12 protein-coding genes are annotated in these 14,058 nt (G+C 40.2%); 1 reads left to right on the top strand and 11 read right to left on the bottom strand.

What is annotated here, in order from left to right; all coding sequences use genetic code 11:
* Positions 1–33: 33 nt before the first annotated feature.
* From DVR12_RS26125 to DVR12_RS26135, 3 genes are all read right to left on the bottom strand, one after another.
* Entirely contained in the window at positions 34–1,290 is a 1,257-nt protein-coding gene (locus tag DVR12_RS26125) for a hypothetical protein (RefSeq protein WP_116978762.1), read from the bottom strand.
* A gap of 69 nt (positions 1,291–1,359) precedes the next feature.
* Complete coding sequence (locus tag DVR12_RS26130; RefSeq protein ID WP_116978763.1) at positions 1,360–1,965, bottom strand: YceI family protein; 606 nt, start codon at positions 1,963–1,965, stop codon at positions 1,360–1,362.
* 13 nt (positions 1,966–1,978) lie between these two features.
* Positions 1,979–2,443 (bottom strand): cupin domain-containing protein, encoded by a 465-nt coding sequence (locus tag DVR12_RS26135; protein WP_116978764.1) that lies wholly within the window; start codon positions 2,441–2,443, stop codon positions 1,979–1,981.
* 482 nt (positions 2,444–2,925) lie between these two features.
* On the opposite strand from DVR12_RS26135, the gene DVR12_RS26140 reads away from it, so the two are divergent.
* Complete coding sequence (locus DVR12_RS26140) at positions 2,926–5,178, top strand: ATP-binding cassette domain-containing protein (RefSeq protein ID WP_116978765.1); 2,253 nt, start codon at positions 2,926–2,928, stop codon at positions 5,176–5,178.
* Positions 5,179–5,237: 59 nt separating this feature from the next.
* Here the strand turns inward: DVR12_RS26140 and DVR12_RS26145 are convergent, their stop codons facing one another.
* From DVR12_RS26145 to DVR12_RS26180, 8 genes are all read right to left on the bottom strand, one after another.
* Positions 5,238–5,663, bottom strand: a complete 426-nt coding sequence (locus DVR12_RS26145) for a DUF3276 family protein (protein ID WP_116978766.1) — start codon at positions 5,661–5,663, stop codon at positions 5,238–5,240.
* Between the two features lie 157 nt (positions 5,664–5,820).
* Positions 5,821–7,617: an ABC transporter ATP-binding protein gene (locus tag DVR12_RS26150; protein WP_116978767.1), complete on the bottom strand. Its 1,797-nt coding sequence runs from the start codon at positions 7,615–7,617 to the stop codon at positions 5,821–5,823.
* A 66-nt stretch (positions 7,618–7,683) separates the two neighbouring features.
* Positions 7,684–8,262 (bottom strand): DcrB-related protein, encoded by a 579-nt coding sequence (locus tag DVR12_RS26155; protein WP_116978768.1) that lies wholly within the window; start codon positions 8,260–8,262, stop codon positions 7,684–7,686.
* 51 nt (positions 8,263–8,313) lie between these two features.
* Complete coding sequence (locus tag DVR12_RS26160; RefSeq protein WP_116978769.1) at positions 8,314–9,243, bottom strand: phosphoribosylaminoimidazolesuccinocarboxamide synthase; 930 nt, start codon at positions 9,241–9,243, stop codon at positions 8,314–8,316.
* A 113-nt stretch (positions 9,244–9,356) separates the two neighbouring features.
* Entirely contained in the window at positions 9,357–10,721 is a 1,365-nt protein-coding gene (locus tag DVR12_RS26165; RefSeq protein WP_116978770.1) for an exonuclease domain-containing protein, read from the bottom strand.
* 3 nt (positions 10,722–10,724) lie between these two features.
* Positions 10,725–11,900 (bottom strand): ABC transporter permease, encoded by a 1,176-nt coding sequence (locus DVR12_RS26170; protein ID WP_116978771.1) that lies wholly within the window; start codon positions 11,898–11,900, stop codon positions 10,725–10,727.
* On the bottom strand, positions 11,893–13,062 hold the full coding sequence (locus DVR12_RS26175) for an ABC transporter permease (protein ID WP_116978772.1): 1,170 nt from the start codon (positions 13,060–13,062) through the stop codon (positions 11,893–11,895). The genes DVR12_RS26170 and DVR12_RS26175 overlap by 8 nt, the downstream gene beginning before the upstream one ends.
* Positions 13,059–14,048: an HlyD family secretion protein gene (locus DVR12_RS26180; RefSeq protein ID WP_116978773.1), complete on the bottom strand. Its 990-nt coding sequence runs from the start codon at positions 14,046–14,048 to the stop codon at positions 13,059–13,061. The genes DVR12_RS26175 and DVR12_RS26180 overlap by 4 nt, the downstream gene beginning before the upstream one ends.
* Positions 14,049–14,058 lie beyond the last annotated feature (10 nt).

Below are 14,058 nucleotides of genomic sequence, written 5' to 3' on the forward strand. Positions count from 1 at the left end.
GGGAAAAATTTCTGAGGCTAACTATTTATGAGATTATTGCCCTCTTCTTACCCTGAATCTCCCCGATACATTCCTATAATCAAGCACACAATTCTCCAATTTAAAAAGCTGTCCTTCAAAACTTCCCTGAACAAGTCCTCCAACCGTATCGGAAACCATATCATAAATAATAGAACCACTGGCATATACTTTATTATAGGTATCACATTCTGTATACTTACTTTCATAAGTTTTATGCTCATAGGTAGCAGTTAAATCTGCCATTTTAGGTTTGCTCATATCTCCAACACTAAATTTCCCAATTACATATGAATTAGTTTGGAAAGAAACAGACTCATTGGTTGCTGTTGCTGAAAGGATAGCTTTTCCGTTAAACACGCCCATACTAAAGAACATAGCCTTTTGTTCTCCACCGGAAATCTTCCATACTACATACTCCTCTGGTAATACAGTAATAGTTCTTCTAACGATCACAAGTCCACCATTCCCAGGGCGTTTAGGGTCCGATTTTTTTACTACATTCTTTACCGTCACTTCAACCATCGCCTCAACTTGAGCACTTGTATTAGGGGCTTTATAAGTTACTATAGGGTTCTTTCCTCCGGATATTGTTCCACCCCCAACAACAACCTTCCATTCTACAATTTGTTCCGGTTTCAGCCCTATGAATTCAGGAATTGTTCCGTCTTCATCTTCATCTATAACATAAGCTTCCAGTGTGGCTTCCTCACCCGATCCCAATGCATTTTTTGTAGTCTTAATAGCAACATCCCGCAATAATGCCCAATCACTAAAGTGAGTGGTAGATACTTTTAAGGTTTTCTGTGATTTATCTAACGTACAGTCCATAATCTTATGCCACCCTCCTTCACTGTTCTGATAACAGGGATATAAATAATCTTCGTTAGATCCTTCAATATCCGTATCTGTATAATGGAAAGTAATTTCCACCGGTTTTTTTAAGGTAATTCCTTCTGGAAGTATTCTAAACAAGCGACCTGTTTGGATACCTGCATTTGCCTGCACTTCCTGAATTGAAAATTCTGTGTTATTATCTACAGCCCCTGCAGGAACCTGAATAGAAATATAATTATCGGGCATGGCTATACTACCTCCATTGGCTCCGATAGTAACTTTTTTAGGGGTTCCGACTACCTGGCCACGTGGAGTTTTCAGAGGTACTGAAGGTTTGGAGTTATCTGGTTTATCGGTATTACTTTTCTTACAGGCAGCACCAAGAATGATTAAACCCGCGATAAAAAATAGCTGAACTAATTTATTTGTATTCATATTGCATTTATTTTCTTTGGATAATCAAAGAATACTAAGCGCCTGGCTGGCGCTTAGTAATAGGTTGTACTATTTAAAATAAAGATCCAGGGTAATTTCTACATCCGGTAAAATATATAGCGTACCGTTAGGATCATTAAAACTATTCATTCCCCAATTCAGGCGATTTATTTTAAAACTCCCTTCAGCAGAGAATTTACCATTCTCACCTTTTACCAAAGCTGGTATATTAATGCTATGTGTTTGCCCCAGCATTGTGAAATCAGCAATAATCATGGTATTAGCTGAAGATATTGCATCACTGTACTCTTCTACTTTTTTAATTACAAGTTTTGCTTCGGGATACTTAACTAAATCAAAAAATTCATCACTCAATAGATGCTCCAATAATTGTTCTTTCAGAGCCTCATCGGTAAGATCAAAATTGGTGATGCTTCCAATCGGAATGGTAAAGCTACCGCCAGTAATTTTGCTGTTCTTATTGGATTGAAGACTTCCGGAAACTTTAAAAGCGCCTTCATGAGAGTGAGTGGGAGCACTACCCGTCCATTTTATAGACGAAAGGCTTTCGTCTACGGTTGAATTAATTGTAAGATTCGAATCTTTTCGTGAACAGGAACTAAATATGGTCAGTACAGCAAGAACGAAAAACAAGGAATAAATCTTCTGAATCATTATCTGGTTATAATTAAGAGTTAACAAAATCCAATTGGTATTTATTGACCATCACGCTCTGCAGTGCCTGTAATATCTCGATTGGCGGAGGTCCTGGAGCCTGAATTTTTTCCGGGAGTACAGACAATGGCTGGCTAAATTCCATAAAGAAATTCCAAAGCGTACCTGGTGTTATCAAATTCATAATGGTAGCTCTTTCAGTGAGTATTTCAAAAGAATGTGGCACTTTACGGGGAGCAAACATAGCATCGCCAGGCTTAAGTACGGTTACCTTATCGGCAATTCTAAGGCTTATTTCACCATCAACAATGTAAAAGGCTTCATCTTCATTGTTATGAATATGAGGTGGCGGTTCTGCCCCTTTAGGTAAAGTAATTTCGAGTAGGGCCAACGCATTGTTGGTTTGTTCCGGTGCTATCAGCGTTTTAAAATATCCTCCCTGGTAGCTTCTGAATGGAGAAGTTTCTACTGTTTGCATTTTTGAAATTGTTTTTGATTATAAACTTGATTGGGTTCTGAAATGCAAAGTTCAATTGATTTTGGGGGCATCCCAAGCGGTAGCGATATACAGCCGGATTTATCGTCCAACAACCATTTTATACTGCTTAATACCGCATAGGGTCGTTTTTGGTTGTTGGTCTATCTTGAGGGATTAATTCGTATTAATTCGAATATCTGATCCGGAATTATGGGGTAACAATTATTTAGTTTGATAAACAGTTTGTAGATAAGATAAATTAAAGTAAGGTAACCTAACTTAAATCTGAATAAACTATGAAAATATACTTTTTCTATTCAAGTTCTGAAGAGAACCAAACATTCATCACAAATGATGTCTGGCGCTTAAACTACCATTAGTTTCTCAAAAAATTTTGACAAAGAGATTATTGTAAAGATAATTTAAGGATAATTGCAATAATTTCATTTACGATCCATTTGGTTTGAGAAATTTATTTGGCTATGAAAAACATCATAATTACAGGAGCCAGACAGAATAACCTGAAGAACATATCATTAGAGCTTCCTAAAAATCAAATTACCGTTTTCACTGGCGTTTCAGGTTCTGGTAAATCGTCCCTGGTTTTTCTTACTATCGGGGCTGAGGCACAACGACAGATAAACGAAACCCACAATAGTTTTGTAAGGAACAGGCTAACCCATCTGGGGATTGCAGATGTAGATAAGATTGAAAACCTTAACGTTCCCATTATCATTAATCAGCAAAAGATTGGTGGAAATGCACGCTCTACCGTTGGTACGGTAACGGATATTTATGCACAACTCAGACTGCTATATTCCCGCATTGGGCAGCCATTTGTAGGGTATAGCAACATCTTCTCATTTAATAATCCCGCTGGCATGTGCCCCGAGTGTGAAGGGTTAGGGTACGTGCAATCTATCAACCTAAATAAACTAATCGACAAATCGAAATCACTGAATGAAGGAGCTATCAGGTTCCCTACTTTTCAACCCGGGGGATGGAGATTAACAAGATATACTCAATCGGGGTATTTCGATAATGATAAAATACTGAAAGATTACAGTAAGCAGGAATGGGATCTTTTATTGTATGCCAAAGAGCATAAACCAGCTAAACCTTCGGAAAACTGGGGTAAAACAGTGTTGTATGAAGGCATAATTCCCCGGATCGAAAAGGCTTTCCTAAAGAAAGACTCAAAGGAAACGGATATACGAAAAGACACCCTTTCTGATTTGGTAACAGCAGCTACCTGCCCTGTTTGTAATGGTCAACGCCTCAATGAAAAAGTGCTTTCCTGTAAGATTCAGGGAAAAAATATTGCAGATTGTTGTTCAATGGCGATAGATGATTTGCAGGTATTTTTAAAAAGCATTCATGCAAAAGGTTATGAAACATTACTGCAGGAATTAATCAAACGGTTACAAAATCTTATTACGATTGGGTTGCAATATCTAACCCTCAACAGAACTACTGCAACCTTGTCTGGTGGCGAGTCGCAACGGATCAAAATGGTGAAGCAACTTAGCAACAGCCTGATCGACCTGTTATACATACTCGATGAACCCAGTGTTGGCCTGCATCCTGCAGATGTAGATAATATCATCAACATCATCAAGCAGATCAGAGATAAAGGCAATACTGTTTTGGTTGTAGAACATGATCCGGATATCATCAGTATTGCGGATCATATAGTAGACATGGGGCCAGAAGCGGGTAAGCAGGGCGGGCAAATCGTTTACCAGGGCACGTTTTCAGGATTGAAAAATTCAGCAGGAAAAACCGGCAGATACTTTCATACGCACCCTACCTATAACCAACATCCCAAATCGTTTACCGAATCTATCCAACTTTCAGATGCCAGTATGCATAACCTGAAAGATGTTAGTGTATCTATTCCCTTAAGCGTGCTTACTGTAGTAACGGGTGTTGCAGGTTCAGGCAAGAGCACATTGATCAGTGAAGTATTACCTAACCAGCATCCCTATACGAAGGTAATTGATCAATCTCCTATTATCGGAAGTATCAGATCAACACTGCTAACTTATTTAGGAGTGGCAGATCAGATCAGGCGATTCTATGCAGAGGCCAATCATGTTAATGCATCCTTGTTTAGTAATAACAGTGAAGGGGCTTGCCTGGCTTGTAATGGAACAGGCATTCAAAAGATTGATCTGGCATTTATGGATGATATAGAGCAGGTATGTGATGTATGTGATGGCAGCGGTTTTAACCCTGAAATGCTGAAGTATACCTATCGGGGTAAGAATATTGTAGAGTTAATGCAATTAACGGTATTGGAGGCAATTGAGTTTTTTGATGAGCGTAATTTGTTGGCCGATTTTGAAACACTCACAAAACTAGGATTGCATTACATTACGCTTGGCCAACGTTTATCCAGTTTTTCAGGGGGAGAAAGACAACGATTAAAATTATCGAAGGAGTTGAAAGAACAACCGGCAGTATTGGTATTGGATGAACCCAGTACAGGCCTCCATCCGTCAGATACTGCGAAATTACTTCAGGTAATGCATGAGTTGGTAGATGCAGGTAATACACTGATTGTAATTGAACATAATCTTGATATCATATCGCAGGCAGACTGGATTATTGATATGGGTCCGGGCGCTGGAAAGTATGGGGGTAAGATAGTATTTGAGGGCACTGTGGCAGCGTTATTACAATGTGAGGGATCTATAACCGGCAGATATTTGAATGCGTATTTGAGGCGATAAATTTCAATAAAAAACCCCTGGAAAAATCCAGGGGTTGACCAATTATTTCAAGTAAAATTTTACCATTTGTCTACTTCGTCTGAGCTATGAGAACTGGTAGAAGCGATAGTAGCCTCTACTGGCGCGGCAACTTCAGAACGACTTTCTGATCCATCAGTCTCAGCATCATCCTGATCCTCCTGCACATAGTCATGGTTGTAGGCATCAAAGTCGAAATCGGGCATCAACTCAGTCTTAACGTAGTTGATAGTTTCTGTCAATGCATTCAGGAACTTGTTGAAGTCTTCCTTATACAGGAATACTTTGTGCCTGTCATAGCCATTGTCATTAAAACGCTTCTTACTTTCTGTGATAGTAAGAAAATAGTCGTTTCCCCGAGTGGTCTTTACATCAAAGAAGTATGTCCTTCTTTTACCCGCTTTCAATCGTTTAGAAAAGATGCTATCATTGTTTCTTTCCTGTTGATTGTTGTTTTCGTACGCCACAGTTGATAGATTTAAGTGTTAACGAATCAAATCCTGTTACAATAAGAGACAAATATACTATTGTTTTACAAATATCAAAATATTTTTAAATGATTTTGAAAAATCATAAAATCTCTTGCATAACTGTTGAAAACAAGCTCTGATAAGCATCTGAAAATTAGGAATTTACTTCTTCTTCTTCGTTTCGTTGCTGCCTTGCGTAAAGTTCAGAATAGTATCCATTCAATGATAATAATTCTTCATGCGTTCCTGATTCAACAATACGACCTTCTTCTAATACGATGATTTTATCGAATTCGAATAGTGCAAAAATCCGGTGTGTAATAATGATAGCGGTCTTATCCTTGAGATAGGCGTATAGGTTACCAATGATTTCTTTTTCGGTTCTTGCATCAACGGCCGACAAGCAATCATCAAAAATCATGATATTAGGATTTTTAATGAGTCCTCTGGCAATTGAAATTCTTTGTTTCTGGCCTCCACTGAGTGTTACACCTCTCTCTCCTATTTCGGTTTCGAATCCCTGGTTGAAAGAAAGGATATCCTTTTCAACAGAAGCCTGACGGGCTGCCAGTTGTACCTTCTCTATATTCGCCGTAGGGTCTCCGAACCTGATATTGTTTGCAATAGTGTCTGAGAACAGAAATACATCCTGAGGAACATAGCTGATTTGTTCTCTGAGTCCATCCAGTGCTAACTCTCTGATATTCTTATCACTCATTTTCACTGCACCTTCCTGAGGATCGTACATGCGTATCAGTAATTGAGCCAGGGTACTTTTGCCTGAACCTGTTCTGCCAATCACGGCTACTTTTTCGCCTTTTTTGATATGCAGATTGAAGTTTTTGATAGCAGTGATACCGGTATGCGGGTATGTAAAACTCACATTTTCCAGTTTAATATCACCTGTCAACTGCGATGATTTCGCACCCGGAGTATTTACAATTTCCGGCTTGATTTGTAAAAATTCGTTTATCCGTTGCTGTGAGGCAGCAGCACGTTGTACCATTGTTGCAACCATTCCAACTGATGCGAATGGAAACATCAGCATATTCACATAAATAACGAACTCGGCCAGGTTACCTACCGTAATATTACCTTGAATCACCTGGATACCGCCGACAAAAATGGTTAGAATAACGCTAAGGCCTATCATCAGCGCCATGGCTGGTTGAAATAAGGCATCGGTTTTAGCAAGACTGATAGAGCTTTCCTTGTAAGCCTCACTGGCCTCATCAAAATGTTTGGTACTTGCGTCTTCCTGAATATATGATTTTATTACACGAATACCGGAATATGATTCCTGGGCAATGCTGGTAATATTAGATAATTGAGACTGAATTCTCTCGCTTTTACGATGTATTACTCTGTTAACAAAGTAAATAGTAAGCGCCAGCAAAGGCAGTGGTGATATAGTATACAAGGTTAGCAGAGGATTTACCTTCAGCATCAGGTAAACGATAATTACCATCAGGAATAAAGTGCGGCTTGCATACATAATAGCAGGGCCCACATACATCCTTATACGTGATACATCTTCAGTAATTCTGCTCATCAGATCACCAGTTCTGTGCATCTTGAAGAAGTTCAGATCCAGCTGTTGATAATGCTGATAGATCTCATTCTTCAGGTCATATTCGATATGCCGGCTCATTACGATTAGTGTTTGCCGTTGCAGGAACAGGAAGAAACCACTGAGTAATGCGAATATCAGAATCGATATACCATAGAATGCCAGAACATGAGTAAAGTCTGAACGAAAAATGCCGACTAAGCCTGTATGAGCCAATATTCTGTATTCATCAATATTATGGGAAAGCAGATCAAAGATCTGTCTGACCATAATAGGTTGAAATACGCTAAATACAATGGAAATAGCAGTAAATAAGAGCCCTAGTATTAATCGCCATTTATAGGAAATGAAGTATTTATTAAGCGCGGCCAAATGTTTCACAAACGAATACGATTTGACGCAAAGATACGGTTTTGCGACATCATAACCTTTCGTGTAGTAATAACGTTACTGGGCTTCGAATGAATCCAGGATTTCGTCAAGAGCCGGTGTATATTCATCCAGTTCATTGGCCAGGGTAGTCATGGTTATTGCGTATGCAATATTATTTTTTACCAGGATGGTAATTTGGCCATTGAGCAGTGTACCGGTTTCTTTATGAATGTATTGACATCTCATCCATTTTGCCTTTACACCGGTAACGGTGCGGGTACCTTCTTCCAACAATTTAAAGTCGGCAAAAAAGCTTTCCATTTCCTGCCTGGTACTTTGCATGTATTTATCTACAGTAAAGCCTTCTTTGATTTGTTGAGTAACGATATTGACATTAGTCTGAAACTGACTGCCAGGAGAGGCTGGTGCCAGCATAAATGTATATTCGATACGACTGATAACCGTATCGGTTTTAGTCCAACCGGCGGGTGTTTTAACCGTAAATTTTCCATTTCCGGCATTCATACCCGGAGCTTTACCAGCTCTTTCCAGTAGTTCAGAACTGCTTAATGCCTGAGGAGATTTATCGGCATTATGACAAGCAGTAAAACTTAACAAACAACAACTAATAGCTAAAACAAATTGAACTTTCATCGCGCGCACAAGGGATAAATCAGCCTCTACTGAGTAGAGGCTGATTAAGTATTATAAACTTTTCAATGCAGCAATAATTCTTGCTTCTGCTTCCGCAGGTGCCACATCTTCTTTCACGAATTTCTGACCAGTGATATTTTCGAACAGTTCGATATAACGTTCGCTCACGCTGTTTACAAATTCGTCTGTCATTTCCGGTATTTGCTGACCATCTTTACCCTGGAAGCCATTTTCCATCAGCCATTCTCTTACGAATTCCTTACTTAACTGACGTTGAGGTTTTCCTTCTTTCTGGTTTTCTTCGTAACCTTCTGCATAGAAGTAACGGGAAGAATCAGGAGTATGGATTTCGTCGATAACGTAGATGGTATCACCGATTTTACCGAATTCGTATTTGGTATCAACCAGGATCAGTCCACGTTCTGCAGCCATTTCCTTACCTCTTTGGAAGAGAGCAAGCGTATATTTTTCCAGCTGTTCGTAGTCTTCTTTACTAACCAGACCTTGCGCGATGATTTCTTCACGGGAAATATCTTCGTCGTGACCTTCATGAGCTTTGGTGGTTGGAGTAATGATCGGAGTTGGGAAGAAATCATTTTCTTTCAGTCCATCTGGCATTGTAACACCACATAAAACGCGTTGACCGGTTTTATAGGTTCTCCAGGCGTGGCCAGTGAGGTTTCCACGAACTACCATTTCAACAGGGAAGGTTTCACACTTCAAGCCAATAGTTACATTTGGCAACGGAGAAGTTTTTACCCAGTTAGGAACGATATCTTTGGTAGCTTCCAGCATAATAGCTGCCACTTGGTTCAACACCTGACCTTTGTAAGGAATCGGGCGAGGCAACACCACATCAAAAGCTGAGATACGGTCACTTACAACCATCACCATCAGTCTGTCTTCAATAGTGTAAACGTCTCTTACTTTTCCTTTATAAAAGGCAGTCTGACCTGGTAATTTGAAATTTGACTCTAACATGAATAAAAATTATTAGTAATTAAAGATGAATCATTCATTTTGAGGATGCAAAAGTAATCACGTTTCACCTCATTTTAATAAATGAACAAATGAATTTTTTTGAATTATGATTTTTATACCCCTGAGAGTTGTCTGCTGTTATTTGCATACGGCCTTAAAAGGCTGATTATAGTTTCATTTTCAGCATACTCGGTCAGGTAAGACTTCAGTACCTCATCCTGTGTAGTATCTACAGTTACCGGAATATAGCCCATACCGTAGAACCGGCCTTTTTCCATCAGAATACAGCTTTTTTCACCAACATTTCTTCCTTTATCTATGATCGTTACAGAAGGTTGCTGTTCCTGTAAAAAGGTGATTGCAGCTTTTACCCTATCATTATAAAGTTCCGGGAGTTCCTTTTGTTCACAGGCGCCCTTACAAATTTCGGCAGTAATGCCCGAACAGGTACCATTGCCCTTCTGTAAGAAGCACAGCTTGGGGCAAAGCTCAAATTGCCGGATCATAGACCTAAGTAACTGCTGCCCCTGTATCAATAGCTGAAAACTATGAACAGGACTGGAATACTTCCGTTTCTTCTCAATAGCCAAACGTAAATACCCGGATTGGTCTTCAAACAGATAAAAGCCGTATTTATACTCGATCCGCTTCTGGGAGTAGTTAAAAGCCGGCCATAACCGCTTAATCTCAATCGACTCCAAAATAGCAGCCATTAGTTCAGTGGCCGTTTCCTGATAGGAAATCCGGTGAATTGTACGCAGGAAGTTCTGGCGTTGGCGGCTGGTACTATTTCCTGTAAAATGGCTATTGACCCGGTGGCTTAAATTCTTAGCTTTCCCAACATATACCACTTTATCTTTCTGGTCATGGAAATAGTAAACCCCAGAACCGGAAGGTAGCAGCTTAACCTGTTCCGGAGGAAGGTTCGGAGGAAGAAATTGCTCTTTAGACCCACCTTTCAGGGCAGTAGCTATCACTTTAGCTGTATCGTTGGCCAATAGGAGTCCAAACAGCTGAGCCGTGGCTTCCGCATCACCACCTGCCCGGTGGCGATCCCGGATGGGGATTCCTAGATGCCTGCAAAGATTACCCAGGCTATACGAAGGCAGGCCCGGGAAGATTTTACGCCCAAGCCTCACAGTACATAGTTTCTTTGATCGTAACTCAAACCCGGCACTGGCCAGCTGGTGCTTCACAAAGGAGTAATCGAAGTTGACATTATGGGCAACAAAGATTCTGTCTTTAAGCAAATCATTTATTAAAGGAGCTACAGCTTCAAAAGGAGGAGCATCTGCCACCATTTCATTACTGATGCCAGTAAGGGTAGTGATATAATATGGAATTGGAATACCCGGATTTACCAGGGTTTGATAATGTTGGGTAACTGATTTTCCATCATATAAATAAATGGCAATCTCGGTAATGCCATTTGCGCTGGCGTGACCGCCGGTGGTTTCAATATCTACAACTGCATACATGCATCACAAAGATAGGGATTGTTGATTTTTATTCAAGCGCCTGATTCCCCAAATTGCTAACAATGCATATAATCCACATAACATAATCAGATGTATAATAGCCTCCACATTGTCTGACAAGGTTCCCCCCATTTGTACGATTGAGATATACACTTTCATAAATGGAGTGGTTGGGATCAGAGATGAAAGCCCTTGCATAAATACCGGCAAGGCTTCATACGGCCAGGCATAACCAGCAATAAGGAATACCGGATAGGTGGAAAAAACCATTATCTGGGCCGCCATCAGCTGATTAGGGATAATGGTTCCCAACCAAACACCCAGAGGAATTAGGGTCAGGAAGAAAAGAAAGAAAACAAAAGCCACATCCCCCACATGCCCCCTAAAAGGAATTTCGAGGATGGAATAGTTAACATTCAAAAAAAATAGAGTATAGCAACCATAGAGCAACAGGTAAAACAAGCCTTTCCCCCATAAAGCAGCAGAGAAACTCCCCCCTGCCAACTGAATTACCGATGGAATAAGCCCTCTTTCCTTGTCCAGGGCCACACTTTCTGCCAGCCCAATCAATAAAGTCTGCTGTAATATTAAGGCCAGCAAGCCTGGTAGAAGAAAAGCCCCGTAGCTTGATCTGCTGTTAAAGACCGGGCGATAATCCAGGTTTACAGGTTGGGTTTCCTGCATGGCCATTTGGGTATTATAACCCTGCATTTCATTATATTTTAGCCGAACTCCCGCTCCTACTGTTAAGGCAAGCGTTGTAACGGCTCCTGCCAGCTCACTGGAAGGTAAAAACCTGGCAGCATTTACTGCCAATACTATATCTGCCTGTTGTAGCCCCAGCACCTTTTTCTCGAGCCCCGAAGGGATATAAAGAAACCCCTGGCAATCGCCATAATACATTTTCTCTTTTGCATCCTGAAGTGAGGTTGCTCCCACTACCGATGCAATCTGCATCTTGTTTAACTCCGAAACGAATGTTCTGGAAAGCTCACTTTTATCGTCGTCGGCCACCGCCAGCAAGACTTTCTCTTCAACCTTAAATTTATAAATACTACCATAGAAGAATGCATAAAATACAGGGGCCAGCAGCAGCGTAAGCAGGAGACTATGATCTGTACCTACCAGTTTGATTTCTCTCAGAAAAACCTTAATAATATTTCTAAAAGTATTAAACATGCTGCAATGACAGTTTATTGAGTTTATGTTGCAAAACGAATAGCCCTATGGGAAAGGCAATGATGGTATACAACAGCAATACCCCCATTTCATGATGTAAATATTTTAAAGGGAGTTCCATAAAAAAAACCTTGAAGAAGCCATCTACAAAAGGAGCAAAAGGCATAATCCATGCATAAAACTGATCGTACCACGGCATCCCCCATCTTGGAAACGTAAATCCACTGAAAACAAAAGCCGGTGAAGTATAGAAAACACCCAGATCACAGGCCACCATCACATCACTAACAAGTATTGAAATCATCATCCCAATACTTATACAGGCTATTATCAATAAATTAAAAAGAATAAACAGTGAAACAGAGCCTCCAATCTGTCCCTGCGCGAAAAAGGGATAAACGATACAAGTAGCCAGCAGATAGTGTAACCAGCTGGCTCCAAGATAGGCCAGCCCCTTACCTATCATGATATTCGATGCCGCTCCTTTGGCCATTACCTTCAACTCCCCTATCGTTCCATCCTTTTCCTCTTCATTAATTACAATAACGGTTACCATTAAAATAATCATTTGTAATCCCATGGCTATAAGTCCGGGTACCAGATACTTCATGTAATTATATTGCGCATTATATAAGAAGTAGGTAGTTAACCTGATGGGCTGTACTAAGGCCATCGCCTTATCCTCTGCCATACCGGTTTTCACAAATTTTTGTAATATAACTCCCGACCCGGCGGTGATAAGCACTTTTGCAGCATCCTTATAGATTAGTTTGCCTGTTACCACCATGGAAGTATTTGTATAAAGAGTAATATATACTGTTCGCCTGCTCTTTATATCATCATCCATTCTCTTAGGAAAGTGTATCCCGGCCTGGATTTCGCCTCTTTCCATCAGTTGTTTTAATTCTACAGCACTATGCACCTGTCTCGTAATATGGATGCTTTCAGTTTCTTCAAGCATAAAAGTAAATTGCCTGGATAATGGGGAATTAGACTCATCCCAAATGGCTACAGGCAAGTCTCTTGCAAATTCTTTCTCATAAATAAATCCATACAGGAAACAGATCACGGGGGGCACTATAAGTAATACAACATAAAGCTGTGGACGCGATAAAATGCGCTTCCATTCCCTGATCGTTATATTGAAAACTGTTTTTATCATGGTAGATTCATAGAGGCGGTCATACCAGGGCGTAATCCTTTGATGGATGCCTGATTAACAGGACGTAATTCTACAGTGAAAGTTCTTAGTTCAAATTTCCCCTGTTCTTTTACAGGTACCCAGTTTGCAAATGTCAGAGAAGGTGAAACCTTATGTACATCTGCTTCAAATTTTTCGGGTTCACAACCTGGAATAGTAACAGTATACTTCTTTCCTAATGGAAAATCCTGCATATCATCCTGTCTTATATTGAAAGTTATATGGTAGGTTGATGGTTTTTGGATCGTTAAAAGTGGATATCCGATTGCCACAATTTCGCCCTGGGAAATCACCATAGAGGAGATTATTCCGTCGTCGGGGGCATGGATATACGTATTATCCGAAAGAGCTTTTGTGAGTTCATATGCTTGTTCGGCTTGTCGAACTATTGCAGAAGCAGTGGTAATTAATTCAGGTCTGGAACCTTGCTGTAACATATCCATGTTTAGTTTTGCCGTTTCCATCTCTTTTTTTGCAGCCTGTAGTTTGAAGTATACCAGATCTTTCTCCTGGCCTGAAATCACTTCATCATTAAAGAGGTTTTGCATTCTTTTATAGGTTTTCTGCATCAGGTCATATTGCTGCTGAGTGATGTTGTATAAATTATCGGCTGCTTTAATAGCCTCCGGCCTGGCACCTTTTTCCAAAAGGCTTAGCTGGCCTTTAGCCGCATCAATAGCAGCCAATGCCTGGTTACGGATAGCATTTATTTCAGTAGATCTTAAAACGCCCAGAAGCTGGCCTTTTCTTACAGTATCACCTTGTTTAACGAGCAGGCTATCAAGTCTGCCCGGGAATTCGGCGGCAACATCTACATAATCAGCATCTACCATTCCAATAACCGACTTATCGGTTGCCGGTGGTTTTTTAATGAAAAAGAAGAGGGCAATAACCAGTATTATTACAGGAATCAGCAAAGCCCAATAATTTTTAAATACATCTTTCATGAAAAAGCTG

This window comes from Chitinophaga silvatica (assembly GCF_003419895.1).
Classification (GTDB): domain Bacteria; phylum Bacteroidota; class Bacteroidia; order Chitinophagales; family Chitinophagaceae; genus Chitinophaga; species Chitinophaga silvatica.

Coding starts and splice junctions, on each gene's coding strand:
- DVR12_RS26125 (WP_116978762.1), bottom strand. CDS start 1,290: ATGAATACAAATAAATTAGTTCAGCTATTTTTTATCGCGGGTTTAATC.
- DVR12_RS26130 (WP_116978763.1), bottom strand. CDS start 1,965: ATGATTCAGAAGATTTATTCCTTGTTTTTCGTTCTTGCTGTACTGACC.
- DVR12_RS26135 (WP_116978764.1), bottom strand. CDS start 2,443: ATGCAAACAGTAGAAACTTCTCCATTCAGAAGCTACCAGGGAGGATAT.
- DVR12_RS26140 (WP_116978765.1), top strand. CDS start 2,926: ATGAAAAACATCATAATTACAGGAGCCAGACAGAATAACCTGAAGAAC.
- DVR12_RS26155 (WP_116978768.1), bottom strand. CDS start 8,262: ATGAAAGTTCAATTTGTTTTAGCTATTAGTTGTTGTTTGTTAAGTTTT.
- DVR12_RS26160 (WP_116978769.1), bottom strand. CDS start 9,243: ATGTTAGAGTCAAATTTCAAATTACCAGGTCAGACTGCCTTTTATAAA.
- DVR12_RS26165 (WP_116978770.1), bottom strand. CDS start 10,721: ATGTATGCAGTTGTAGATATTGAAACCACCGGCGGTCACGCCAGCGCA.
- DVR12_RS26170 (WP_116978771.1), bottom strand. CDS start 11,900: ATGTTTAATACTTTTAGAAATATTATTAAGGTTTTTCTGAGAGAAATC.
- DVR12_RS26175 (WP_116978772.1), bottom strand. CDS start 13,062: ATGATAAAAACAGTTTTCAATATAACGATCAGGGAATGGAAGCGCATT.
- DVR12_RS26180 (WP_116978773.1), bottom strand. CDS start 14,048: ATGAAAGATGTATTTAAAAATTATTGGGCTTTGCTGATTCCTGTAATA.